Below are 24,033 nucleotides of genomic sequence, written 5' to 3' on the forward strand. Positions count from 1 at the left end.
CCTATGCGCCTTGCACGGCGGGACTTTCAGACCGGCATTGCGGCGAGTGGCCGCAGCCGGAAAGCGGAAGCGCCTGCGGTGCGCAGATGAGTTGCGCTCATGCAGACGCCCCTGGAAGCGCTCAGGGCTGGACGATCAGATTGTTGAACAGCAGGTCGTCGACCAGTGGCTTGCCCTCTTCCTGCTGCAGCACGGTCTGCACCTGTTTCAACGCTTCCTGACGCAGTTTTTCCTTGCCGTCGACGCTGCCGAGGGATTCATCCGTTTGCTGGGCAAACAGCATCACCAGTTGGTTGCGGATCAGCGGCTCGTGGTGCTCGACCTTCTCCGACGCTTCCTTGCCGATGACCTTCAGGGCGATGTCGGCCTTGAAGTACTTCAGCCGCGGGCCGCTGCCGTAGTTACCCACCAGGGCCGGCGTCAGGTCGACGAAGACCGGCTTGTTGGCGTCTTCCGGCTTGGCCTCTTCGGACTCGGAGGCGATGACGAAGGGGCTGAAGGAAAGGACCAGCAACAGGGCGAGGAAAGCTCTCAAGGCGATGTCTCCGGATTCGATGGGCAAAGGATAGCCACAGTCGCGCCGCCGCCCAAGCTATATCGGGGCATAAGCCCAGACCATGGTGATTTGCCCCCTGCCACTGCACTCCTACACTGCCCCACTCGGAAACAAGAACCCGCCAACGGAGTACTTCGAATGAAAGCCGTGCTGTGCAAAGCCTTCGGCCCCGCCGAAACCCTGGTGCTGGAAGACATCGCCAGCCCCGAGCCGAAGAAGAACGAAGTCCTGCTGCAGGTGCATGCCGCCGGGGTTAACTTCCCCGATACGCTGATCATCGAGGGCAAATACCAGTTCAAACCGCCCTTCCCGTTCTCCCCGGGTGGCGAGGCTGCCGGCGTAGTCGGCGCGGTCGGCGAGAAAGTCACCCATGTGAAGCCCGGCGACCGCGTGATGGCGCTGACCGGCTGGGGCAGCTTTGCCGAGGAAGTCGCGGTGCCCGGCTACAGCGTGATGCCGATCCCCGACGGCATGGACTTCGCCAGCGCCGCTGCCTTCGGCATGACCTACGGCACCTCCATGCACGCACTCAAGCAACGCGCCAACCTGCAGCCGGGCGAGACCCTGCTGGTGCTCGGCGCCTCCGGTGGCGTGGGCCTGGCTGCCGTGGAAATCGGCAAGGCGATGGGCGCCAAGGTGATCGCCGCCGCCAGCAGCGAAGCCAAGCTGGAAGTGGCCAAGGCCGCCGGTGCCGACGTGCTGATCAACTACAGCGAAGGCGGCCTGAAGGACAAGCTCAAGGAAATCACCGGCGGCCAGGGCGTGGACGTGATCTACGACCCGGTCGGCGGCGACCTGTTCGAGGAAGCCTTCCGCTCCATCGCCTGGAACGGCCGCATGCTGGTGGTCGGCTTCGCCAGCGGCACCATTCCGTCGCTGCCGGCCAACCTTACCCTGCTCAAAGGCGCGTCCCTGGTCGGCGTGTTCTGGGGCTCCTTCGCCCAGCGCCAGCCGCAGGACAACGCGGCGAACTTCCAGCAGCTGTTCGCCTGGTTCGCCGAAGGCAGGATCAAGCCGCTGGTGTCGCAGACCTACCCGCTGGACAAGGCTGCCGATGCCATCAATCACCTGGGCCAGCGCAAGGCCGTGGGCAAGGTGGTGGTGACCGTTCGCTGATCGCTGCCCGCGACATGAAAAAGCCCCGCATCAGCGGGGCTTTTTCACGTCGGAGCAAAACCTGTAGGAGCGGGCTGCGCCCGCGATCGCGCGCATGGCACGCTCCTACAGGGAGACTCCGGGTTCAGGAATACAGCGCCTTGAACTGCTCGCGCAGTACGTTCTTCTGCACCTTGCCCATCACATTGCGCGGCAGCGCATCGACCACCATCACCCGCTTGGGCTGCTTGAAGCGCGCCAGCTTGCCATCCAGCGCGGCGAGTACCTGGGCCTCGCTCGGCGCCTGGCCCTGGGTGGCCACCAGTACGGCGGTGACGCCCTCGCCGAAGTCCGGGTGCGGCACGCCGATCACCGCCGACTCGACCACGCCCGGCAGGGTGTCGAGGATTTCCTCCAGCTCCTTGGGATAAACGTTGAAGCCGCCGCTGATGATCATGTCCTTGTTGCGGCCGACGATCTGCACGTAGCCCTTGTCGTCGATGAAACCGATATCGCCGGTCATGAAGTAGCCGTCTGCGCGCAGCTCCTCGGCGGTCTTCGCCGGCATGCGCCAGTAGCCCTGGAACACGTTAGGCCCACGCACCTCGATCATCCCCGGTTCACCCTGGGGCAGCGGGGTCGGCTCGGACTGCGAAGGATCGGTGATGCGCAGCTCGACGCCCGGCAGCGGGAAGCCGACGGTGCCGGCGATGCGCTCGCCATCCAGCGGGTTGGAGGTGTTCATGCCCGTCTCGGTCATGCCGTAGCGCTCGAGGATCGCCATGCCGGTGCGCTCGGAGAACGCCTTGTGGGTCTCGGCGGTGAGCGGCGCGGAGCCGGAAATGAACAGGCGCATGTGCGCCACCGCCTCGCGGGTCAGGCCGGGCTGGTCGAGCAGGCGGGTGTAGAAAGTCGGCACCCCCATCAGCAGGTTCACCTGGGGCAGCAGGCGGAGCATCTGCGCGGCGTCGAACTTGCTGAGGAAGAGCATCGAACCGCCCGCCATCAGCAGGCTGTTGCACGCCACAAAGAGGCCGTGGATATGGAAGATCGGCAGGGCATGGAGCAGCCAGTCCTCGCCGGTAATCTGCCAGGCATCCACCAGTGCGCGGGCGTTGGAGACGAGGTTGCCGTGGCTGATCATCGCCCCCTTGGAACGCCCGGTGGTGCCGGAGGTATAGAGGATCGCGGCGAGGTCGCTGGAGGCGCGCGGCACGTCAACGAAGCGCCCCGGCCTGCCACGCACGGCGTCCATCAGCGAGCCGTCGACCTGGTCGCCCAGGGTCGCCACACGAGCCACACCGCTGGCTTCGGCCAGTTCACGGGCCTGGGCTTCAAAGGCCGGCGCGCAGACGAACAGCGAAGGCTCGGCGTCGTCGAGGAAGTAGCGCAGCTCGTCGCCGGTGTAGCCGCTGTTGAGCGGCAGGTAGACCGCGCCGACGCGCAGTACGGCGAGGTAGAGCATCACCGTCTCGGGGCTCTTGTCGACCTGCACGGCCACGCGGTCGCCCGGCTGAACGCCGAGTTCCACCAGCGCATGGGCGAACTGCGAAGTGCTGCGCAGCATGTCGGCATAGCTGTAGCCGCCACCCAATGGGGTGCGGATGAACGGCTTGGACAGGTCGCTGGGCAGGTGTTTGCCGACTTCGGCGAAAAGACTCTGGTTCATGGTGAGGTCCTAGCGTTTTGTTTTCGCCGACAGCGTCGCGAGCTTGCGCACCTCGGGTGAGGCCGCGACCGCGCCCTGGTTGGCGTAGGCTTCGTGGTTCTTTTCGATCTGGCGCAGTTCGTAGCGGTAATTGACCATCAGCCCGGCTGCCTGGCGCAGGCCGCTGGCGGAGAGGTCGCCACGCCAGTTCAGACGCTCCAGGCGGGCACCGTTGCCGAGGTGGAAGCGCGCCACCGGGTCCAGCGGCAGCCCGGCGCCATTCTTGGCGTGCAGGAAATATTCGGCGGCCAGCGCCAGCAGCGGCTGCTCGGTGCGCGGCGGTGGCGGCGCGTCGGGCTTGAGCGCCTTGAGCAGGTCGGCGGCGGCCGCGCCCAGTTGCGGGTCGTCGCCCAGGCCGTCGAGCCAGCGACGGAAGCCGGGTACCGGCGACAGGGTGACGTACTGGCGCAGGCCGGGAATCTCCCGCGCCAGCTCCTCCACCACCTGTTTGATCAGGAAGTTGCCGAAGGAAATGCCGCGCAGGCCGTCCTGGCAGTTGCTGATGGAATAGAACACCGCCGTATCGGGTTCCTCTGCCGGCTGAACGTCTGTCGCCGGCTCGAGAATGTCTGCAATCGCGCCCGGCATCGCGCGGGTCAGCGCCACCTCGACGAAGATCAGCGGTTCTTCCGCCAGCGCCGGGTGGAAGAAGGCGAAGCAGCGGCGGTCGGCCGGCTGCAGGCGGCTGCGCAGGTCGTCCCAGTCCTTGATGGCGTGGACGGCCTCGTACTTGATGATCTTTTCCAGGATCGACGCCGGGGTCGACCAGTCGATGCGCCGCAGCACCAGGAAGCCGCGGTTGAACCAGGACGCCAGCAGGTGTTGCAGGTCGTGGTCCACGGCCGCCAACTCGGGTTTACCCTTGAGTTCCCCCAGCAACCGGCGGCGCATGGCGATCAGCTCGGCGGTGCCGCCCGGCGCCTGGTTGAGGCGGCGGAACAGTTCCTGGCGCGGTGGTTCGCTGGCCTCGAACAGCTGGGTGGTGTTGGCCGACGAAGGATCGTCGAGATAGCGCTGGCAGGCTTCGGCCAGCGTGTCATGAGGCGGCGCGAAGTCCATGAGCAGCGTGTCGAAGAAAGCCTTCTGCTGCTCCTCCGGACAGTCGCGGTAGGCGCACAGCACCTGCCGCGCCAGCGCCACGCCAGAAGCCTCGCCGTGGCCGGAGATCAGTTTGCGGCAGGCCTGCGCCAGCGCCTGGGCATTGCCCGGCGCCGGCTCGCGCGACTCCAGCAATTGCCGGCCGCGCTCGCTGATGCTCTGCAGCAGTTCCTGGAAGAAGCTGATGTTCATGCGTCCCCCTCGCTTGTGGATAAATCAGTCGCCTTTCAGCATCGGCGGCGGGCAGCGCTGGTACCAGCGCGAAGCCTGCTCGTAGGCGTGGGCCAGTTGCAGCACGGCCATATCGGCCTGGTGCTTGCCGATGATCTGGATGCCCATGGGCAAGCCCAGTTCATTGAAGCCTACCGGCACGTTGGCCACCGGGCATCCGGACAGGGTGGCCGGAATCACCACCTCCATCCAGCGGTGGTAGGTGTCCATGGCCTTGCCGGCGACTTCCTTCGGCCAGTCCCAGCTCTTGTCGAACGGGAACAGTTGCGCGCTGGGCAGCAGCAGGTAGTCGTAGCGCTCGAACAGCTGGCTGATGGCGCGGTACCAGTCGCTGCGCGCGGCGGAGGCGCGGAACACGTCCATGGCGGACAGCTTCAGGCCGTTCTCCACTTCCCAGATGGCCTCGGGCTTGAGCAGTTCGCGCTTGGCAGGATCGGTATAGGCCGCACCGAGGGAGCCGGCGACCATCCAGTGACGCAGGGTGCGCCAGGTGTCCCAAAGACGCTCGGCGGAGAAGCCCATGGCAGTGTCTTCGATGTGGCAGCCAATGGCTTCGAAGTCGGCGAAGGATTTGCGACACAGCTCCAGCACACCCCGCTCCATCGGCAGGTGGCCGCCCAGATCGCCCAGCCAGCCCAGGCGCGCACCCTTGAAGTCGCGCTCCAGCCTGCCGGCGAACTGCTCGCCACTCTCGGCAATGGACAGCGGGGCACGGGCATCGCCGCCGGCCTGCACCGACAGCAGCAGCGCCACGTCACGCACGCTGCGGCCCATCGGGCCTTCGTAGCCGAGCTGGTCGATGAACAGGTCGGCGCTGTCGTCGAAGGGCACGCGGCCCTGGGACGGACGGAAGCCGACGATGTTGTTGAACGCCGCCGGGTTGCGCAGCGAACCCATCATGTCGCTGCCATCGGCCACCGGGACCATCTGTAGCGCCAGCGCGGCCGCCGCGCCACCGCTGCTGCCGCCGGCGGTGCGGTCGGGCGCGTAGGCGCAGCCGGTCGCGCCGAAGATCGGGTTGTAGCTGTGCGAGCCGAGGCCGAATTCCGGGGTGTTGGTCTTGCCAATCAGCACGGCGCCGGCCGCGCGGATGCGCTCGACCATGATGCCGTCGCGCTCGGGCACGTAGTCGCGGAACAGCGGCGAGCCGAGGGTGGTGCGGATGCCCTGGGTCAGCGAGAGGTCCTTCACCGCATGGGGCAGGCCATGCATCCAGCCACGGTATTCGCCGCGGGCTAGCTCGGCGTCGCGCTGGTCGGCTTCGGCGAGCAGCTGCTCTTCGGGCTGCAGGCTGACGATGGCGTTGACCGCCGGGTTATAGCGCTCGATCTGCGCCAGGTGCGCCTGCATGACCTCGCGGCAGGACACCTGGCGCAGGCGGATGCGCTGGGCCAGTTCATGGGCCTGGAGCTGGACGAGTTCGTTGTTGTGCTTGTACTGGCTCATGGAGCGCGGCCTTCTTTCATCGGGAGCTTCCGGTAGATGGGAAGCCTATGTCGGGTTCAGCAACCCCGCCGGCAGGCGAGGCTTGTTGCGTTCTTCAGGCCGAGCGATGCCGCTGCGCCGAGCTGGCGCACGCGTGCATCGCTGTGCCGTATTCCCGTCTGGCGGGATCAGCGCATCAGGTTGGTCCAGATGCGGTCGGCCAGGCGGATCGCGCCTTCGCCGCAGGTCTTGCTGAACACCACCTTGGTGCCCTCGGGGATGTGCAGTTCCGGCGCATCCTTGAGGCTGGCATCGAGGAAGGGTTCCACGCCCTTGATCGGGCTCTGGTGCTTGAGGAAGTTCTGGGTCATCGCCGAGTTTTCCGGCTGGCTGAGGAAAGCGATGAATTTCTTCGCGTTCTCCGGGTGCTTTGCGCCGGCCGGGATCACCAGGTTGTCCACCCAGGCCATCACGCCCTCTTTCGGGTAGAGGTACTTCAGGCTGGATTTCATCTCACGCGCACGCATCGACGAGCCGCCCCAGAACATCGACATGTCGACTTCGCCCGAGGCCAGGTTCTCGCGGATCGAGCCGGCCTTGGAGCTGTAGGTCTTCACGAAGGGCTTCTGGGTCTTCAGCAGGGTCAGCACCTGCTGCATCTGCTTGGGGTCCTCGCTGCACAGCGGGATGCCCAGGTAGAGGCTGGCGGTATCGATGACTTCGCTGGCCGAGTCGAACATGTTGATCTTGCCCTGCAGCTCCTTCGGCGGGGTGAACAGCACCGAGTAGCTGTCGGCTGGGCCGCTGTATTTCGCGCTGTCCAGCACCACGCTGGTGGTGCCCCAGATGAAGGGCACGGCGTAGGCGCCTTCCGGGTCCCAGGCGGGCTTCTTCAGGTTGTCCTCGACGTTGGCGTAGTACGGCTGGCCGGCCGGGTCGAAGCGCTCCAGCAGTTTTTCCTGGATCAGGATCGGTACGAAGGCGTGGGAGGGAATCGCCACGTCGTAGCCGGCGCCGCCCTGTTTGAGCTTGGCCAGCAGGGTTTCGTTGGAGTCGTAGGAATCCACGGTCACCTTGATGCCGGTTTCCTTCTCGAACTTCTCCAGGATCTGCGGGGTAAAATAGCCACTCCAGCTCACCACGTTCAGTTGCTCGGCGGCTTGTGCGTGGACGGCCATGGCCAGCGTCAGCGTGGCCCCTACAGCAGCGATCAGTTTGCTCATCTTCTACTCCGGTATGTGGGCGGAGAGTCCGTTCAAGGGCTGGTCGAGCGATGCCCAGACGAGGCGGGAACAGGTGAGAAAGCGCAGTTTACGGCTGTAAATGAGCATTTCGAGGCTGTTTCCAACGACGCATGGGCAAGCTCGGACAGGCATTGGGCGGGCTCTCAGGCTTTCTTCTTGCCAAGCAGGAAGGACAGGGTTACGAACAGCACGGAAACGCCGAGGATCAGGGTCGACACCGCGTTCACATCGGGCGTCACGCCCATGCGCAGCAGGCCGAAGATGAAGATCGGCAAGGTGGTGGTGCCGGCCTGGGAGACCATCATCGAGATCACGAAGTTATCCAGCGAGACGATGAAGGCCAGCATCACCCCGGAGAAGATCCCCGGCATCAGCAGCGGCAAGGTGACCTTGCGGAAGGTCCGCCAGGGCCCGGCGTAGAGATCGGCGGCGGCCTGCTCCAGGGACAGGTCCATGTCGTTGAGGCGGGCACGGATCGGCAAGTAGGCGAACGGGATGCAGAACACCGTGTGGGCGATGATCAGGTTGCCGTAGCCCAGCGACAGGCCGAGGGTGGAGAACAGCGCCAGGGTGGCGACGCCGACCACGATCTCGGGCAGCACCAGCGGCAGCATGATCGCTCCCATGGACAGGCGCAGGCCCTTGAACTTGGCCCCGCGCGAGGTGCCCAGCGCAGCCAGCGTGGCGATCGCCGTGGCGATCACGCTGGCGCACACGGCGATCAGCAGGCTGTTGCCGGCGGCCTGGCGCAGCGCCTGGTTGGCGAACGCGGCGCGGTACCAGTCGAGGCTGAAGCCGGTCCACACGGTGGCGGACTGGTTGGCGTTGAACGACAGCACCACCAGCACCACGATGGGCGCGTAGAGGTAGAGATAGAACAGGAAACTCAGGACGCCGAAGCCACGGAAGTCCTGTACGCCCAGACGGCGCTTGGTCAGCAGCGAGAGCATCATTCACCTCCCCGAGCGATACGCAGGCGCTCGGCGCGCATCGCGTAGAACATCAGCACCAGCATCACCGCGGCCATCAGCACCAGCGACAGCGCCGCGCCGAAGGGCCAGTTCCGCGAGTCGCTGAACTGCCGGAAGATCAGGTTGCCGAGCATCATCTTGGTGCCGCCGCCGAGCAGCTCGGGGGCGATCATTGCGCCCAGGCAGGGCACGAAGGTGAGGATGGCGCCGGCGAGAATCCCCGGCCGAGCGATCGGCAGGACCACCTTGCGCAGGGTGCGGATACGCCCGGCGTAAAGGTCCTGGGCCGCTTCGAGCAGGCGCATGTCCATCTTCTCGAGGGTGGCGTAGATCGGCAGCACGACGAAGGGCGCGTAGGTGTAGACCAGGCCCAGCAGCACGGCGCCGTCGGTGTAGAGCAGGTTCAGCGGCTGGTTGATCACCCCCAGGCTCATCAGCGTGCCGTTGACCACGCCGGTGCCGCGCAGCAGCAGGATCCAGGCGTAGGTGCGGATCAGCAGGTTGGCCCAGAACGGCACAGTGATCAGGAAGATCAGCAGGCCGCGACGGTGCGCCGGCTGCATGGCCAGCCACACCGCCACCGGGAAGCCGACCAGCAGGGTGATGACAGTGGTCGCCGCGGCGATACCGATGGAACGCAGGGCGATCACCATGTACGAGTCGGCGAAGGCCAGGCTGTCGTCGAGCTGGCGCTCGAACAGCAGCGAGACGTAGGCGTCGACGCTGAAGTGCGGGTTCACCCCACCGTAGGGGTTGGCCTGCATCAGCGAGTAACCGACGACGATGAAGATCGGCACGATCAGGAACAGGCCGATGGACACCAGCGCGGGCGACACGCCAAGGAAGCTGCGCAGCGCCTGGCGCCGCTCCAGCGCATTGCCGCAGGTTGCGGATAACCGGTTCATGCTCACCTCCGCTCAGTCCATCAGGACGCTGGCACTGCCTTTTTCGAACAGCAGGCCGGCACGCTGCCCAGCCACCAGGCGCTGACGCTGGCCGGCGCTGTTGGGCGCACGGACGGTCAGCTTGCTGCCGTCCTTGAGCTCGACCTGGTACTGCAGGTCGGTGCCCAGGTAGATCTGCTGGACGACGGTGCAGGGCGCGGCGGACGACGTGTCCTCGGCCACCAGTTGCAGGCGCTCGGGGCGGATCGACAGGGTGACCTCGGCGCCGACCTTCAGGCCCTCGCGGGAGCCGGCCTCGATCAACTGCTCACCGCCGATGCGGTAGTAAGCGCGGTCGCCGTCGAAGTTCTCGACGCGGGCCGGGAGGAAGTTGGTCTCGCCGATGAAATCGGCGACGAAGCGGTTGCGCGGATGCTCGTAGATGTCGTCCGGGCGGCCGACCTGCTGCACTTCGCCCTCGGAGAGCACGGCGATGCGGTCGGACATGGTCAGCGCTTCTTCCTGGTCGTGGGTGACGAAGATGAAGGTGATGCCAGTCTTGGCCTGGATCGCCTTGAGCTCTTCACGCATGGCCTGGCGCAGCTTGAGGTCGAGGGCGGAAAGCGGCTCGTCGAGCAGCAGCACCTTGGGATGCGGTGCCAAAGCGCGGGCCAGGGCGACGCGTTGCTGCTGGCCGCCGGAAAGCTGGGTCGGCTTGCGCTGGGCGAAGCGTTCCATCTGCACCAGGGCGAGCATCTCGCGGACACGCTCGGCGACCTGCACCTTGCTCATGCGCTGGCCCATCGGGTGGGATTCCAGGCCGAAGGCGAGGTTCTCGGCGATGGTCATGTGCGGGAACAGTGCGTAGTGCTGGAAGACGGTGTTGACCGGGCGCTCGAACGGCGGGCGGTCGGCGATGTTCTCGCCGTACAGCTGGATTTCCCCGGCGGTGGGGAATTCGAAGCCGGCGATCATCCGCAGCAGGGTGGTCTTGCCGCAGCCCGAAGGGCCGAGCAGGGTGAAGAATTCGTTGTCGCGGATGTCCAGGTCGACGCATTTGAGCGCGACGGGACCGCTGGCCGGATCGCCGTAGACCTTGCGCACGGAGCGGATCGAAACCGCCGCCGTCTGCAGGCTGTGCAGGGCATTCATGGTGAAACCTCCGCATCCTTCCCGTCCGCCGCACGCTGGCGTTCGGGGGATCTTGTAGTTGTTCTGGCAGGGCTGGAGTAAACGCTGGATGCAGCGCTGGCCGTGGGTTCGGCTCGATATTGTGGTGATGCTGCTGGAGCGGATATTCGAAGAAAGGTGGTTGAGCGAAAAGCTCAATTTTCTTACATTCGATATTAAATAATTTAACAGCTGAAATTTAACAGCTCAGCCCGCCTTCGAGGTCCAGCCATGTCCATCCAGCGTCTTCCGCCGCTCAATGCCGTCCGCGCCTTCGAGGCCGCCGCACGCCTGGGCAGCTACGTCGCCGCCTCGAAAGACCTGCATGTGACACAGCCGGCCATCGGCCGACACGTCAAGCTGCTGGAGGATTGGCTGGGCGTGCAGTTGTTCGAGCGCACCCCGCGCGGAGTCAGCCTGACGTCCGCCGGGCAACGCTACTACGCAAAGATATCCACAGCCCTGCAGCAGATCGCCGATGCCGGCCATGAACTGGCCCCCGGCGGCACCGCGCGCTGGCTGAAGATCCTTGTGGTGCCGGCCTTCGCCAAGCGCTGGCTGATGCCTCGCCTGGAGACCCTGCGGCAGCAGCGCCCCGGTCTGAAGGTGGCGGTGGAGCCGAACCCGACTTTCAGCGAAGTGGACGGTAAAAGCGCCGATCTGGGGATTGTCTACGGGCTTCCCGGCGTCTATCCGCAGTGCCACAGCACGCTGGTGCGGCCGGCGGTGTTCCCGGTGTGTTCGCCTGCCTATCTCGAGGAACACGGCCCGCTGAGCAGCGTGCACGAGCTGGCGCAGCACAAGCTGATCCATGTCGACGACGGCGAATGGTGGAACCTCTGGTTGTCCACCATCGGCCTCGACCTGCGGGTGAACTCCGACGTGCTTTACGTCAGCAACGACCACGCGCTGTCCATGGCCGAGGCCGGCCACGGTATCGCCCTGGCCAACCTGGTACTGGTAAAGCACCAGTTGGCCGCCGGCACACTGGTGCGGCCGCTGCCCGAGGAAGTGCCGCTGGAAAGCTACCAGTTGCTGCTGCCCACCGGCGCGGTAAGCGCCGACGTCGCCTGGTTCGAGGACTGGATTCGTGCGGCGCTGCAAGAAGAGTTCTCGCCACCCGCGGCCCACATGACTGATTCGACTGAATAGCCGGACACACAACTCGCCACGAAACTGCAGGGGAGTATTCCACCGGGGCCGCGGGGCTGAGTCGGCTGCATGGCTAGGCGGAGCGCCGCAGACAGTGCGACTTAGTACGGCGAGGCGCTCCAACGGCGCCAGGCGGTCGAATCAGCCCCGCGGGGCGTAGGCGAAGACGTCGGCGCGCATTTGATGCGGGTCCATGCCCGCCGCCACCAGCGCATCCAACGTGCCATAGACCATCGCCGGCGAGCCGCTGGCGTAGACGCGCAGGCCGGCCAGCTCGGCGAAGTCCTCGCACACCGCTTCGTGCAACAGGCCGCAGCGCCCCTGCCAACCACAAAGGTCGCTGACGATCTTGTGCAGGTGCAGGTTGGGCACGCTTTTCCACTGCTCCCAGTGCGGCAGCTCGTAGAAGTCTTCCGGGCGGCGCACGCCCCAGTACAGGTGCACCGGATGGGCAAAGCCGGCGGCGCGGCAGAACTCGATCAGGCTGTGCATCTGCGCCATGCCGGTGCCGGCGGCGATCAGCACCAGCGGGCCGTCCGGCAGGTCGGCGAGGTGCGCGTCGCCGAAGGGCATCTGCACGCGGGCGAAGCGGTCGCGCTGCAACTGGGTCAGCAGGTCGATGGCGCTGTTCTCGCGGGCCAGGATGTGCAGTTCCAGGTCACGCCCTTCCTGCGGCGCGGAGGCCAGCGAGAAAGCCGCCGGGTCGCTGCCGTCGCGCTCGATCAGCAGGTACTGCCCAGCGTGGTAGCGCGGCGGCTTGCCGGCCGGGGCGCGCAGGCGCACACGCCAAACATCACCGCCCACTGGCTCGCAGAGCGTCACCTGGCAGGAGAGTTTGCGCACCGGCAGCTCGCCAGGCGCCAGCACGCCATCCCAGTGCAGCACGCAATCTTCCAGCGGTTCGGCCAGGCAGGTGAAGAGTTCGCCGTGGTCGCGCACCTCGCCATCCTGGCATACACGGCCTTCCACCAGCAGCGCCGCGCAGATATGGCAGTTGCCGTTGCGGCAGCTCTGCGGGCAGTCGTAGCCCTGGCGCCGCGCACCGTCGAGGATACGTTCCCCGGGTTTCAGCTCGAGCTGAGCACCGGAGGGTTGCAAGGTCACTTTCAAGCGCTGTTCTCGTTCTTCTAGGCGGACGGCCTCTGGCGCATGGCCGCCCTTGGTGTTCGACGGCCCGTCAGTCGATGCCCAGGCTCGCCCAGATTTCGTCGACGCGGCGGGTCACCGCCGGGTCCTTCTCGATCACCCGACCCCACTCGCGACTGGTCTCGCCCGGCCACTTGTGGGTGGCGTCCAGGCCCATCTTCGAGCCGAGACCCGAGATCGGCGAAGCGAAGTCCAGGTAGTCGATCGGCGTGTTGTCGATCATCACCGTGTCGCGCTTGGGATCCATGCGCGTGGTGATGGCCCAGATCACGTCGTTCCAGTCGCGGGCGTTGATGTCGTCGTCGGTGACGATAACGAACTTGGTGTACATGAACTGTCGCAGGAACGACCAGACACCCAGCATCACGCGCTTGGCGTGGCCGGGGTATTGCTTCTTCATGGTCACCACCGCCATGCGGTAGGAGCAGCCTTCGGGCGGCAGGTAGAAGTCGGTGATCTCGGGGAACTGCTTCTGCAGGATCGGCACGAAGACTTCGTTCAGCGCCACACCGAGGATCGCCGGCTCGTCCGGCGGGCGGCCAGTGTAGGTGCTGTGGTAGATCGGTTTCTGCCGGCGGGTGATGCGCTCGACGGTGAACACCGGGAAGCGGTCCACTTCGTTGTAGTAGCCGGTGTGGTCGCCGTAGGGGCCTTCATCGGCCATCTCGCCGGGATGGATCACCCCTTCGAGGACGATCTCGGCGCTGGCCGGCACCTGCAGGTCGTTGCCGATGCACTTGACCAGCTCGGTCTTGTGCCCGCGCAACAGGCCGGCGAAAGCATATTCGGAGAGGTTATCCGGCACCGGCGTCACGGCGCCGAGGATGGTCGCCGGGTCCGCGCCCAGGGCCACGGCCACCGGATAGGGCTGGCCGGGATGCTTCTGGCACCACTCGCGGAAGTCCAGTGCGCCGCCACGGTGGCTGAGCCAGCGCATGATGACCTTGTTGCGGCCGATCACCTGCTGGCGGTAGATGCCCAGGTTCTGCCGCTCCTTGTTCGGCCCGCGGGTGACGGTCAGGCCCCAGGTGATCAGCGGCGCCACGTCGCCGGGCCAGCACGTTTGCACCGGCAGTTTCGACAGGTCGACGTCGTCGCCCTCTTCGATCACTTCCTGGCACGGCGCGTCCTTGAGGACCTTGGGCGCCATGTTGATGACCTTCTTGAAGATCGGCAGCTTGGACCAGGCGTCCTTCAGCCCCTTGGGCGGCTCGGGCTCCTTGAGGAAGGCCAGCAGCTTGCCGATCTCGCGCAGTTCGGAGACGTCCTCGGCGCCCATCCCTAAGGCGACGCGCTCGGGCGTGCCGAACAGGTTGCCGAGTACGGGGATGTCATAGCCGGTGGGCTTTTCGAACAGCAGGGCCGGGCCCTTGGCGCGCAGGGTGCGGTCGCACACCTCGGTCATTTCCAGCACCGGGGATACCGGCGCCTGGATGCGCTTGAGCTGTCCGCGCTGCTCCAGGGCAGCGATGAACTCGCGCAGGTCGCGATACTGCATGAGGGTCTCGATGGCGGCAGGATGATGCGACAGTCTACCGCCTATCAGCGCCTTGCAGAAACACGAAGGCCGGGTTTCCCCGGCCTTGCGTGGTTCGAGAGGCGCTTACTTGCTGCGCTTCATCGAATCGAAGAACTCGTCGTTGGTCTTCGTCTGGCGCAGCTTGTCCAGCAGGAATTCCACGGCGGCGATCTCGTCCATCGGGTGGAGGATCTTGCGCAGGATCCACATGCGCTGCAGCTCTTCCTCACCGGTGAGCAGCTCTTCGCGACGGGTGCCGGAGCGATTGATGTTGATTGCCGGGAACACGCGCTTTTCCGAGATGCGACGGTCGAGGATGAGTTCCGAGTTACCGGTCCCCTTGAATTCCTCGTAGATCACTTCGTCCATCTTCGAGCCGGTTTCGATCAGCGCGGTGGCGAGGATGGTCAGCGAACCGCCTTCCTCGATGTTGCGCGCGGCGCCGAAGAAGCGCTTGGGCTTTTCCAGGGCGTGGGCGTCGACACCACCGGTGAGCACCTTGCCGGAGCTGGGGATCACGGTGTTGTAGGCGCGGGCCAGACGGGTGATGGAGTCTAGCAGGATGATCACGTCCTTCTTGTGCTCGACCAGGCGCTTGGCCTTCTCGATCACCATCTCGGCGACCTGAACGTGGCGGGTCGGCGGTTCGTCGAAGGTGGAGGCGACCACTTCGCCGCGCACGGTGCGCTGCATCTCGGTCACTTCTTCCGGGCGCTCGTCGATCAGCAGGACGATCAGGTGGCACTCGGGGTTGTTGCGGGTGATGTTCGAGGCGATGTTCTGCAGCATGATGGTCTTGCCCGCTTTCGGCGGGGCGACGATCAGGCCGCGCTGGCCCTTGCCGATCGGCGAGCAGAGGTCGATCACACGGCCGGTGAGATCCTCGGTGGAGCCGTTGCCGGCTTCCATGGTCAGGCGCTTGGTCGGGAACAGCGGCGTCAGGTTCTCGAAGAGAATCTTGTTCTTCGCGTTCTCCGGACGATCGAAGTTGATCGAGTCGACTTTCAGCAGGGCGAAGTAACGCTCGCCTTCCTTCGGCGGACGAATCTTGCCGATGATGGTGTCGCCCGTGCGCAGGTTGAAGCGACGGATCTGGCTGGGCGAGACGTAGATGTCGTCCGGGCCGGCCAGGTACGAGGAATCGGCGGAGCGCAGGAAGCCGAAGCCATCCTGGAGAATCTCCAGCACGCCGTCACCGGAGATTTCCTCGCCGCTTTTCGCGTGCTTCTTCAGCAGCGCGAAGATGATGTCCTGCTTGCGCGAACGAGCCATGTTTTCCAGGCCCATGGCATCGGACATTTCCAGCAATTCGGCAATCGGCTTTTGCTTGAGTTCGGTCAGATTCATAGAAGGGACGTAAATACGCTGAAAGGGGAAAAGGGAACAAGCGTGATGCTTGAAGAGCCGCGCCGTAGATGACGGACAGGATCGCTTGGAATTCGAATAGGAAGTGCGTCGGCGACGGCTTGCAGGGGACAACGAAAAACTCGTTGTGGCCCGAATTTAACACCCGAGTTTCAGAGCGTCTAGGGGCAAAAAGAAAAAAGCCCTGCTCGATGGCAGGGCTTTTCACACATTCTCGACCTTAGATGTTGCTGTCGAGGAAGGCCGCCAGCTGCGACTTGGACAGCGCGCCGACCTTGGTGGCTTCAACGTTGCCACCCTTGAACAGCATCAGGGTCGGGATGCCACGCACGCCATACTTCGGCGGGGTGTCCTGGTTCTCGTCGATGTTCAGCTTGCAGACTTTCAGCTTGCCCTGATAGTCCTTGGCGATCTCGTCGAGTACCGGAGCAATCATCTTGCACGGGCCGCACCATTCGGCCCAGTAGTCGACCAGCACGGGACCGTCGGACTTCAGTACGTCCTGCTCGAAGCTGGCATCGGTAACATTGACGATATGTTCGCTCATGTATTCTCTCCGTCAATCGGATGCGAAAAAGTGTCCGCCATCATATCCCGCCTCGGCCCGCACCGAAAGGCGCAGCCGATTGAGTGTATCTATCGCTGTCGCGGCGACTTCTGATCGGTGACAACCCCTTCATTGGCACTCCCCGCCTAAAATGGCAGGATGTCTTCCGTATTTACCCGGACCTCACCCCATGCCCCATACCCCTGCCAAGACCTTCCCGATGATCGCGGCCATTGACCTTGGCTCGAACAGTTTCCACATGGTCCTGGCGAAGGCCGATCACGGCGAGATCCGCATTCTTGAGCGCCTAGGCGAGAAGGTCCAGTTGGCCGCCGGCATAGGCGATGACCGCCTGCTCACCGCCGACTCCATGCAGCGCGGCTACGACTGCCTGAAGCAGTTCGCGCAGTTCATCAACGGCATGCCGCCAGGCTCGGTGCGCGTCGTGGGCACCAACGCCCTGCGCGAAGCGCGCAACCGCGCCGAGTTCATCCGCGTTGCTGATCAGATCCTCGGCCACCCGGTGGAAGTCATCTCCGGCCGCGAAGAGGCACGCCTCATCTACCTGGGCGTCTCGCACACGTTGCAGGACAACCCCGGCAAGCGCCTGGTGGTCGATATCGGTGGCGGCAGCACCGAATTCATCATTGGCCAGCAGTTCGAATCGCAATTGCGCGAAAGCCTGCAGATGGGCTGCGTGAGCTTCACCCAGCGCTATTTCAAGGACGGAAAGATCACCCCGGCGCGCTATGCCCAGGCCTATACTTCGGCGCGCCTGGAGCTGATGAGCATCGAGAACAGCCTGCGCCGCCTGGGATGGGACGAGGCGGTCGGCGCCTCCGGCACCATCCGCGCCATCTGCCTGGCGATCCAGGCCGGCGGCCACGGCAACGGCGAGATCAACCCCGAAGGCCTGGCCTGGCTCAAGCGCAAGATGTTCAAGCTGGGCGAGGTCGAGAAGCTCGACATCGACGGCATCAAGCCGGACCGCCGGCCGATCTTCCCGGCCGGCATGGCGATCCTCGAGGCGCTGTTCGACGCCCTCGAGCTGACGCGCATGACCCATTCCGAAGGCGCCCTGCGCGAGGGCGTGCTCTATGACCTGCTGGGCCGCCACCACCACGAGGACGTCCGCGAACGCACCATCGGCGCCCTCATGGAACGCTACCACGTCGATCCGGAACAGGCCGCTCGCGTCGAAGCCAAGGCGCTGGAATCGCTGGACCAGGTGGCCAAGGCCTGGAACCTGAACGACGAAGGCCACCGCGAACTGCTGATGTGGGCGGCGCGCGTGCACGAGCTGGGCCTGGACATCGCCCACTACCACTACCACAAGCACGGCGCCTACCTGCTGGAGCACTCGGACCTGGCCGGCTTCTCGCGCTTGGACCAGCTGACCCTGGCGCTGCTGGTGCGCGGCCACCGCCGCAACATCCCGGTGGACAAGTTCAACGAGCTGGGCGACGAGGGCGACAAGCTGATCCGCCTGTGCATCGTGCTGCGCTTCGCCATCCTCTTCCACCACATTCGTGGCACCCAGGAAATGCCGGCGGTGGCCCTGAAGGCGTCCGGCAAGTCGCTGGACATCCGCTTCCCGGACGGCTGGCTGGCGGCCAACCCGCTGACCCAGGCGGACTTCGAGCAGGAAGCCGAATGGCTCAAGCGCGTGGGTTATTCACTCAGCGTGAGCTGAGTGCCCCGCCACAGGCAAAGGCCCCGGCGCGCAAACGCCGGGGCCTTTTCATTTCCAGCGTCACCCTGACCTTCAGGAGCGAGCCTGCTCCTATGAAAAGCCCAAGAAAAAGCCCTGCCGAAGCAGGGCTTTCGATATCACTGGAGAGATCAGCGAACGCTGATCACCGGCGTGCACAGGCGCTCCAGCAGCGTCGCCTGGGCGTTGCGGGCGTTCTGGTTACCGCTGGGGCTCTGCCGCACGTAGCTGCCGTCGGACTGCAGCACCCAGGCCTGGGTGTTGTCGCTCAGGTAGGATTCCAGCTCCTTCTTCACCCGCAGCACGAGTTTCTTGCCTTCCACCGGGAAGCAGGTCTCCACGCGCATGTCGAGGTTACGCTCCATCCAGTCGGCGCTGGAGAGATAGAGCTTCTCCTCGCCGCCGTTGAGGAAGTAGTAGATCCGGCTGTGTTCCAGGAAGCGGCCGATGATCGAGCGCACCTGGATGTTGTGCGACACCCCCGGCACGCCCGGACGCAGACAGCACATGCCGCGCACTACCAGGTCGATCTTCACGCCGGCCTGGCTGGCCTTGTACAGCGCACGGATGACCTTGGCGTCGGTCAGCGAGTTGACCTTGGCCATGATGTGCGCCGGCTTGCCCTCGGCAGCCTGGGCGGCCTCGCGGTTGATCATCTCCAGCAGGTTCTTCTTCAGGGTGAAGGGCGCGTGCAGGAGCTTCTTCATGCGCAGGGTCTTGCCCATGCCGATCAGCTGGTTGAACAGCTTGTGCAGGTCCTCGCAGAGCGCCACGTCGGCGGTCAGCAGGCTGTAGTCGGTGTACAGGCGGGCGTTGCCGGCGTGGTAGTTGCCGGTGCCCAGGTGCGCGTAGCGGCGCAGCTCGCCGTCCTCGCGACGCAGGATCAGCATCATCTTGGCGTGGGTCTTGAAACCGACCACACCGTAGATCACTACCGCACCGGCCTGCTGCAGCCGGCTGGCCAGTTGCAGGTTGGACTCCTCATCGAAGCGCGCCCGCAACTCGATCACCACGGTCACCTCCTTGCCGTTGCGCGCGGCTTCCACCAGCGCGTCGACGATCTCGGAGTTGGCACCGGAGCGGTACAGCGTCTGCTTGATCGCCAGCACGCTGGGGTCCTTGGCAGCCTGGCGCAGCAGGTCGACCACCGGGGTGAAGGACTCGAACGGGTGCATCAGCAGCACGTCGAGCTTGCCCAGGACGTTGAACAGGTTTTCCTTCTTCTGCAGCAGCTTGGGGATAGTCGGGGTGAACGGCGGCGACTGCAGCTCCGGGTGGCTGGCCAGGCCGGTGACGCTGAACAGGCGCGTCAGGTTGACCGGCCCGCTGACGCGGTACAGCTCGGTCTCGGACAGGCCGAACTGCTTGAGCAGGTAATTGGACAGGGGCACCGGGCAGGTATCCACCACCTCCAGGCGCACGGCGTCGCCGTAGCGGCGCGAGAACAGCTCGCCGCGCAGCGCGCGGGCCAGGTCCTCGACATCCTCGGCGTCCACCGAGAGGTCGGCGTTACGGGTCAGGCGGAACTGGTAGCAGCCCTTCACCTTCATGCCGTGGAACAGGTCGTCGGCGTGGGCGTGGATCATCGACGACAGGAACACGTAGTTGTCACCCGGCCCTGCGACCTCTTCCGGCAGGCGGATGATCCGCGGCAGCGAGCGCGGCGCAGGAATGATTGCCAGGCCCGAGTCGCGACCGAAGGCGTCCAGGCCTTCGAGCTCGACCATGAAGTTCAGGCTCTTGTTCACCAGCAGCGGGAACGGGTGGGTCGGGTCGAGGCCGATCGGGGTGACGATGGGCGCTATCTCGTCACGGAAGAAGCGACGGACCCAGGCCTTGATCTTCGGCGTCCAGTAGCGGCGGCGGATGAAGCGGATGTCGTGCTTGGCCAGTTCCGGCAACAGGATGTCGTTGAGGATGCTGTACTGGCGGGCAACCTGCTCGTGCACCTGTTCGCTGATGCGCGCCAGCGCCTGGTGCGGCAGCAGGCCGTCGGCGCCGGCTTGTTCGCGGGCGAAGGTGATCTGCTTCTTCAGGCCGGCGACGCGGATCTCGAAGAATTCGTCGAGGTTGCTGGAGAAGATCAGCAGGAACTTCAGGCGTTCCAGCAGCGGGTAGGACTCATCCAGCGCCTGTTCCAGCACGCGGATATTGAACTGCAGCTGCGAGAGCTCGCGATGAATGTAGAGGGCACTGTCGTCCACGTTGATCGCCGGCACCGCCGGTTCGACGGGCGATGCCGGCGCCTCCACCGCCTCCGTTACGACGACTTCGGTGACTTCAGCAGTGGTGTCAGCTTCGATAACTTCGGTTTCGCTAATGCCTTCGGTATTCATCGCTCGTCTCATCGACGGGGTCAGCCCCCGCTTTTCATTTTCAATTGTTGTGCCGCGCGCTTGGCGAAGTAGGTCAGGATGCCATCTGCGCCCGCGCGTTTGAAGGCCAGCAGCGATTCGAGGATCACCGCCTCGCTGAGCCAGCCGTTGTTGATCGCGGCCATGTGCATCGCGTATTCGCCACTGACCTGATAGACAAAGGTCGGCGCGCGGAATTCGTCCTTGGCGCGGCGAACGATGTCGAGATAGGGCATGCCCGGCTTGACCATGATCATGTCGGCGCCTTCGGCGAGGTCAGCGTAGATCTCGTGCAGCGCTTCGTCGCTGTTGGCCGGGTCCATCTGGTAGGTGGCCTTGTTGCCCTTGCCCAGGTTGGCGGCGGAGCCGACGGCATCGCGGAACGGGCCGTAGTAGGCGCTGGCGTACTTGGCCGAGTAGGCCATGATGCGGGTGTTGATGTGGCCGGTGGACTCCAGGGCCTCGCGGATGGCGCCGATGCGGCCGTCCATCATGTCCGACGGAGCCACGACCTGGGCGCCGGCCTCGGCGTGGGAAAGCGCCTGCTTGACCAGCACATCAACGGAAATGTCGTTCAGGACGTAGCCGTCTTCGTCAAGGATGCCGTCCTGGCCGTGGCTGGTGAACGGGTCCAGCGCCACGTCGGTGATGATGCCCAGCTCGGGGAAGCGCTCGCGCAGGGCGCGCGTGGCGCGCTGGGCGATGCCATCGGGGTTGAAGGCCTCGGCGCCGTCGAGGGATTTCTTCTCCAGCGGGGTCACCGGGAACAACGCCAGGGCCGGGATGCCCAGCTCTACCAGCTCTTCGGCTTCCTTGAGCAGCAGGTCGATGGACATGCGCTCCACACCCGGCATCGAAGGTACCGCTTCCCGTTGGTTCTTGCCGTCGAGGACGAACACCGGAAGGATCAGGTCGTTGGTGGTCAGGACGTTTTCGCGCACCAGACGGCGGGAAAAATCGTCACGACGATTGCGACGCAGACGAGTGAAGGGGAAGGCACGATCGGCGGGAATGAAGCTCACGGCGTACTCCAGGGCCTGATGCAGCAGGCACAGTCTGACAGTTATAGCCCTGAATTATGACCGATTGGTAACAACCGGTAACAGTGACCCTTGGTCGCGGCATCCTGCCGCAGCGGCATGCCGCCGCTCTGCACCGGCACAGACTTGTTCCAAGTCAGTTGTGCGGACCGGGATACCTTCCCTGCGGGCGACAACCGGGTTAGGCTTCGCGTTCATTTCGCTGCGTTGCCTCGATAATGCTCCAACAATTCCTGCAGGATTTCGGCTACTTCGCGCTGTTTCTCGGCACGTTCTTCGAGGGTGAGACCATTCTGGTCCTGGCCGGCTTCCTGGCATTCCGCGGCTACATGCAGCTGGAGTACGTGATAGCGGTGGCGTTCTTCGGCAGTTACGCGGGCGACCAGCTCTGGTATTTCCTCGGTCGTCGCCACGGTCGCAAGCTGCTGGCGCGCAAACCAAGCTGGCAGAAGATGGGCGACAAGGCGCTGGAGCACGTACGCAAGCATCCCGACCTGTGGGTGCTGAGCTTCCGCTTCGTCTACGGTCTGCGCACCGTGATGCCGGTGGCCATCGGCCTATCCGGCTACCCGCCGGCGCGCTACCTGCTGCTCAACGGCATCGGCGCCATCGTCTGGGCCACCGTGCTGGGCAGCGCTGCCTTCTACTTCGGCAGCGTGCTCGAAGGCGTGTTGGGCAACATCAAGAAGTACGAACTGATGGTTCTCGGCGGCCTGGTAGTGATCGGCCTGCTGTTCTGGCTGCGCCGCCGCTTCAAGGCTTCCAAGGCGGACTGATCAGGCCGCCTGCGGCAGGCGCTCGGCGCGCCGCAGGCCGAGCAGCCCGATCAGGCTGAGCAGCGAGTAGACCGCCAGCGCCCAGGGCGCCCACTGCGGCAACCCAATGCCTCCCCACAGTACCAGCGCCGCCACTGCCGGTACGTTCAGCGCCAATCGCAGCAGTTCCAGGCGCAGCGCCCAGGCGCGGTTCTCCAGCCAGCATCCGATGGCGTAGAGACCGAAAGCCATCCAGGCCCAGCCAATCACCAGCGGCAGCACTTGCCAGCCCTCCCCGACGCCCAGCAACCAGGTGCCGATTACCACGTAGATGGCGAACTGCAGACCGGCGTACCACTGCCGGCCGCGCGTCAGCGGCACCTCGAACTTGCGGAAGGCCGCCAGGTCAGGCTTGGCCATGGGATAGCGCTGGGCGACGTCCGCGGGGCGCCAGCCGGTGCGCATGAACCAGATGCGCAGCTTGTCCCACAGGCTGCCGGCACGGCGCGCATCGTTCCACAGGTGCGCATAGACCTGCAGGTTGGCCCACAGCGGGTTCCAGCTGGCCAGGGGGACGGTCACGCCGAACACCACCGGCTCTTCGTCCAGCTCTTCCTGGAAGGTGCCGAACAGGCGGTCCCAGAGAATGAACACGCCCCCGTAGTTGCGATCCATATAGACAGGGTTCTGCGCGTGGTGCACGCGATGGTTGGAGGGAGTGATGAATATCCATTCGAACCAGCCCAGCTTGGGAATGTGCCGGGTATGAACCCAGAACTGATAGAGCAGGTTCAGTGCGCCGACAGTGAGGAACACCAGCGGCGGCACCCCGGCGATGGCCATTGGCAGGTAGAAGATCCAGCCGAAGATGAAGCCGGTGCTGGTCTGCCGCAGCGCGGTGGAGAGGTTGTAATCCTCGCTCTGGTGGTGCACCGAATGCGCGGCCCAGAGCACGTTGCGCTCATGGCCGAGGCGGTGGTTCCAGTAGTAGCAGAAGTCGTAGAAGACGAAGGCGAACGCCCAGACCCACAGGCTCTTAGCCGACAGCTCGAACAGCGCGAGGTGCTGCCAGGCGATGGTGTAGGTCACCAACGCCAGCCCCTTGGTCAGCAGGCCGCTGGTGGTCGACAGGACCCCCGCGCTGAGGCTGTTCAGCGCGTCGCTCAGGCGATAGGTGCGCAGGCCGCGCCAGCGGTCGGCGAGCAGTTCGATCGCAATCAGCAGGAAAAAGAAGGGCACGGCGAAGAGGATGTAGTTCATGGCACGACCGAATCGTTATGCTTATGAGGAAGGATCCTAGTCCCTTGCCCGCCGCCGGCCACGGCCGTCGGCGACAGTCCGGGCGGCATATCGCGACAGCCCCGACCCCCTCGAACAGGAGCAGTCCATGAAGAAAGTTGCCGTTATCCTTTCCGGTTGTGGCGTCTACGACGGCGCGGAAATCCATGAAAGCGTGATCACCCTGCTGCGCCTCTCCCAGCGCGGCGCCAAGGTGCAGTGCTTCGCCCCGAACATCGCCCAGCACCATGTGCTGAACCACCTCACCGGAGAGGAAATGGCCGAGAGCCGCAATGTGCTGGTGGAGTCCGCACGGATCGCCCGCGGCGAGGTGAAGGATGTGCGTGAAGCCAAGGTCGAGGACTTCGACGCGCTGATCGTGCCCGGCGGCTTCGGCGCGGCGAAGAACCTCAGCGACTTCGCCTTCAAGGGCGACCAGTGCGAAGTGCAGCCGGACGTGCTGGCCCTGGCCAAGGCCTTCGCCGCGGCGAAGAAGCCGGTCGGCCTGCTCTGCATCGCCCCGGCCCTGGCCGCGCGTATCTATGGCGAAGGCGTGGAATGTACCATCGGTACCGACGAGGGTACGGCCCAGGCACTGACCAGCATGGGTGCCAAGCACATCGACTGCGCCGTGGAAGACATAGTCGAGGACAAGGACCACAAGCTGGTCACCACTCCTGCCTACATGCTCGCGCAATCCATCGCCGAAGCCGCCAGCGGCATCAACAAGGCGGTCGATCGGGTGCTGGAGCTGGCGTGAACCTGTAGACATAGAGTTCCCTAC

Annotated in this window: 20 protein-coding genes; 5 read left to right on the top strand and 15 right to left on the bottom strand. The window is 64.9% G+C overall.

What is annotated here, in order from left to right; genetic code table 11:
* Positions 1-121 precede the first annotated feature (121 nt).
* The gene (locus GJV37_RS18945) at positions 122-535 is read right to left on the bottom strand and encodes a flagellar basal body-associated protein FliL (protein ID WP_037013440.1); all 414 of its coding nucleotides are present in this window, start codon (positions 533-535) and stop codon (positions 122-124) included.
* A gap of 159 nt (positions 536-694) precedes the next feature.
* On the opposite strand from GJV37_RS18945, the gene GJV37_RS18950 reads away from it, so the two are divergent.
* The gene (locus GJV37_RS18950) at positions 695-1,672 is read left to right on the top strand and encodes an NADPH:quinone oxidoreductase family protein (protein ID WP_024765752.1); all 978 of its coding nucleotides are present in this window, start codon (positions 695-697) and stop codon (positions 1,670-1,672) included.
* A 124-nt stretch (positions 1,673-1,796) separates the two neighbouring features.
* Here GJV37_RS18950 and GJV37_RS18955 read toward each other — a convergent pair whose 3' ends face one another.
* The 7 genes from GJV37_RS18955 to GJV37_RS18985 all read right to left on the bottom strand — a co-directional run bounded on the left by GJV37_RS18955 (position 1,797) and on the right by GJV37_RS18985 (position 10,364).
* Positions 1,797-3,320: a malonate--CoA ligase gene (locus GJV37_RS18955; RefSeq protein WP_170858043.1), complete on the bottom strand. Its 1,524-nt coding sequence runs from the start codon at positions 3,318-3,320 to the stop codon at positions 1,797-1,799.
* A gap of 9 nt (positions 3,321-3,329) precedes the next feature.
* On the bottom strand, positions 3,330-4,649 hold the full coding sequence (locus GJV37_RS18960) for a malonyl-CoA decarboxylase (protein ID WP_037013436.1): 1,320 nt from the start codon (positions 4,647-4,649) through the stop codon (positions 3,330-3,332).
* 24 nt (positions 4,650-4,673) lie between these two features.
* Complete coding sequence (locus GJV37_RS18965) at positions 4,674-6,134, bottom strand: amidase (protein ID WP_024765755.1); 1,461 nt, start codon at positions 6,132-6,134, stop codon at positions 4,674-4,676.
* Positions 6,135-6,301: 167 nt separating this feature from the next.
* Positions 6,302-7,336 carry an ABC transporter substrate-binding protein gene (locus tag GJV37_RS18970; RefSeq protein WP_024765756.1) on the bottom strand — a complete coding sequence of 345 codons (1,035 nt, stop codon included), beginning with the start codon at positions 7,334-7,336 and terminating at the stop codon, positions 6,302-6,304.
* 164 nt (positions 7,337-7,500) lie between these two features.
* Positions 7,501-8,307: an ABC transporter permease gene (locus tag GJV37_RS18975; RefSeq protein ID WP_024765757.1), complete on the bottom strand. Its 807-nt coding sequence runs from the start codon at positions 8,305-8,307 to the stop codon at positions 7,501-7,503.
* A complete protein-coding gene (locus GJV37_RS18980; protein WP_024765758.1) occupies positions 8,307-9,233 on the bottom strand; it encodes an ABC transporter permease in 927 nt (308 codons plus the stop codon). The genes GJV37_RS18975 and GJV37_RS18980 overlap by 1 nt, the downstream gene beginning before the upstream one ends.
* Before the next feature lie 12 nt (positions 9,234-9,245).
* Complete coding sequence (locus GJV37_RS18985) at positions 9,246-10,364, bottom strand: ABC transporter ATP-binding protein (protein ID WP_065086208.1); 1,119 nt, start codon at positions 10,362-10,364, stop codon at positions 9,246-9,248.
* 249 nt (positions 10,365-10,613) lie between these two features.
* Between GJV37_RS18985 and GJV37_RS18990 the strand changes: the two genes are divergently transcribed.
* Positions 10,614-11,534 (top strand): LysR substrate-binding domain-containing protein, encoded by a 921-nt coding sequence (locus tag GJV37_RS18990; RefSeq protein ID WP_084358386.1) that lies wholly within the window; start codon positions 10,614-10,616, stop codon positions 11,532-11,534.
* Between the two features lie 141 nt (positions 11,535-11,675).
* Here the strand turns inward: GJV37_RS18990 and GJV37_RS18995 are convergent, their stop codons facing one another.
* The 4 genes from GJV37_RS18995 to trxA form a co-directional block, all read right to left on the bottom strand.
* The gene (locus tag GJV37_RS18995; protein WP_170858044.1) at positions 11,676-12,644 is read right to left on the bottom strand and encodes a CDP-6-deoxy-delta-3,4-glucoseen reductase; all 969 of its coding nucleotides are present in this window, start codon (positions 12,642-12,644) and stop codon (positions 11,676-11,678) included.
* Positions 12,645-12,711: 67 nt separating this feature from the next.
* Entirely contained in the window at positions 12,712-14,178 is a 1,467-nt protein-coding gene (gene ubiD, locus GJV37_RS19000) for a 4-hydroxy-3-polyprenylbenzoate decarboxylase (RefSeq protein WP_024765762.1), read from the bottom strand.
* Positions 14,179-14,283: 105 nt separating this feature from the next.
* Positions 14,284-15,546 carry a transcription termination factor Rho gene (rho, locus tag GJV37_RS19005; protein WP_015475046.1) on the bottom strand — a complete coding sequence of 421 codons (1,263 nt, stop codon included), beginning with the start codon at positions 15,544-15,546 and terminating at the stop codon, positions 14,284-14,286.
* Between the two features lie 238 nt (positions 15,547-15,784).
* Positions 15,785-16,111: a thioredoxin TrxA gene (gene trxA, locus GJV37_RS19010; protein WP_015475045.1), complete on the bottom strand. Its 327-nt coding sequence runs from the start codon at positions 16,109-16,111 to the stop codon at positions 15,785-15,787.
* 190 nt (positions 16,112-16,301) lie between these two features.
* Between trxA and ppx the strand changes: the two genes are divergently transcribed.
* Positions 16,302-17,804, top strand: coding sequence for an exopolyphosphatase (gene ppx / locus GJV37_RS19015; protein WP_024765763.1), 1,503 nt, complete (start codon positions 16,302-16,304; stop codon positions 17,802-17,804).
* A gap of 149 nt (positions 17,805-17,953) precedes the next feature.
* Here ppx and ppk1 read toward each other — a convergent pair whose 3' ends face one another.
* Positions 17,954-20,158, bottom strand: coding sequence for a polyphosphate kinase 1 (gene ppk1 / locus GJV37_RS19020; protein ID WP_038803486.1), 2,205 nt, complete (start codon positions 20,156-20,158; stop codon positions 17,954-17,956).
* A gap of 20 nt (positions 20,159-20,178) precedes the next feature.
* Positions 20,179-21,198 carry a porphobilinogen synthase gene (gene hemB / locus GJV37_RS19025; protein WP_065086205.1) on the bottom strand — a complete coding sequence of 340 codons (1,020 nt, stop codon included), beginning with the start codon at positions 21,196-21,198 and terminating at the stop codon, positions 20,179-20,181.
* Positions 21,199-21,431: 233 nt separating this feature from the next.
* On the opposite strand from hemB, the gene GJV37_RS19030 reads away from it, so the two are divergent.
* The gene (locus tag GJV37_RS19030) at positions 21,432-21,992 is read left to right on the top strand and encodes a DedA family protein (protein WP_024765764.1); all 561 of its coding nucleotides are present in this window, start codon (positions 21,432-21,434) and stop codon (positions 21,990-21,992) included.
* Here GJV37_RS19030 and GJV37_RS19035 read toward each other — a convergent pair whose 3' ends face one another.
* Positions 21,993-23,231, bottom strand: a complete 1,239-nt coding sequence (locus tag GJV37_RS19035; protein ID WP_170858045.1) for a sterol desaturase family protein — start codon at positions 23,229-23,231, stop codon at positions 21,993-21,995.
* A 127-nt stretch (positions 23,232-23,358) separates the two neighbouring features.
* On the opposite strand from GJV37_RS19035, the gene elbB reads away from it, so the two are divergent.
* The gene (gene elbB, locus GJV37_RS19040) at positions 23,359-24,009 is read left to right on the top strand and encodes an isoprenoid biosynthesis glyoxalase ElbB (protein ID WP_024765765.1); all 651 of its coding nucleotides are present in this window, start codon (positions 23,359-23,361) and stop codon (positions 24,007-24,009) included.
* Positions 24,010-24,033: the final 24 nt, after the last annotated feature.

Origin of the sequence: Pseudomonas nitroreducens (assembly GCF_010994165.1) — a bacterium.
GTDB lineage: Bacteria > Pseudomonadota > Gammaproteobacteria > Pseudomonadales > Pseudomonadaceae > Pseudomonas > Pseudomonas nitroreducens.

Excerpts from the sequence above, each read along its gene's own strand:
- GJV37_RS18955 (WP_170858043.1), bottom strand. The coding sequence starts at position 3,320 with ATGAACCAGAGTCTTTTCGCCGAAGTCGGCAAACACCTGCCCAGCGAC.
- GJV37_RS18975 (WP_024765757.1), bottom strand. The coding sequence starts at position 8,307 with ATGCTCTCGCTGCTGACCAAGCGCCGTCTGGGCGTACAGGACTTCCGT.
- elbB (WP_024765765.1), top strand. The coding sequence starts at position 23,359 with ATGAAGAAAGTTGCCGTTATCCTTTCCGGTTGTGGCGTCTACGACGGC.
- ubiD (WP_024765762.1), bottom strand. The coding sequence starts at position 14,178 with ATGCAGTATCGCGACCTGCGCGAGTTCATCGCTGCCCTGGAGCAGCGC.
- GJV37_RS18965 (WP_024765755.1), bottom strand. The coding sequence starts at position 6,134 with ATGAGCCAGTACAAGCACAACAACGAACTCGTCCAGCTCCAGGCCCAT.
- GJV37_RS19035 (WP_170858045.1), bottom strand. The coding sequence starts at position 23,231 with ATGAACTACATCCTCTTCGCCGTGCCCTTCTTTTTCCTGCTGATTGCG.
- ppk1 (WP_038803486.1), bottom strand. The coding sequence starts at position 20,158 with ATGAATACCGAAGGCATTAGCGAAACCGAAGTTATCGAAGCTGACACC.
- GJV37_RS18990 (WP_084358386.1), top strand. The coding sequence starts at position 10,614 with ATGTCCATCCAGCGTCTTCCGCCGCTCAATGCCGTCCGCGCCTTCGAG.
- trxA (WP_015475045.1), bottom strand. The coding sequence starts at position 16,111 with ATGAGCGAACATATCGTCAATGTTACCGATGCCAGCTTCGAGCAGGAC.
- GJV37_RS18970 (WP_024765756.1), bottom strand. The coding sequence starts at position 7,336 with ATGAGCAAACTGATCGCTGCTGTAGGGGCCACGCTGACGCTGGCCATG.
- GJV37_RS18980 (WP_024765758.1), bottom strand. The coding sequence starts at position 9,233 with ATGAACCGGTTATCCGCAACCTGCGGCAATGCGCTGGAGCGGCGCCAG.
- GJV37_RS18960 (WP_037013436.1), bottom strand. The coding sequence starts at position 4,649 with ATGAACATCAGCTTCTTCCAGGAACTGCTGCAGAGCATCAGCGAGCGC.
- rho (WP_015475046.1), bottom strand. The coding sequence starts at position 15,546 with ATGAATCTGACCGAACTCAAGCAAAAGCCGATTGCCGAATTGCTGGAA.
- GJV37_RS18950 (WP_024765752.1), top strand. The coding sequence starts at position 695 with ATGAAAGCCGTGCTGTGCAAAGCCTTCGGCCCCGCCGAAACCCTGGTG.
- ppx (WP_024765763.1), top strand. The coding sequence starts at position 16,302 with ATGCCCCATACCCCTGCCAAGACCTTCCCGATGATCGCGGCCATTGAC.
- GJV37_RS18985 (WP_065086208.1), bottom strand. The coding sequence starts at position 10,364 with ATGAATGCCCTGCACAGCCTGCAGACGGCGGCGGTTTCGATCCGCTCC.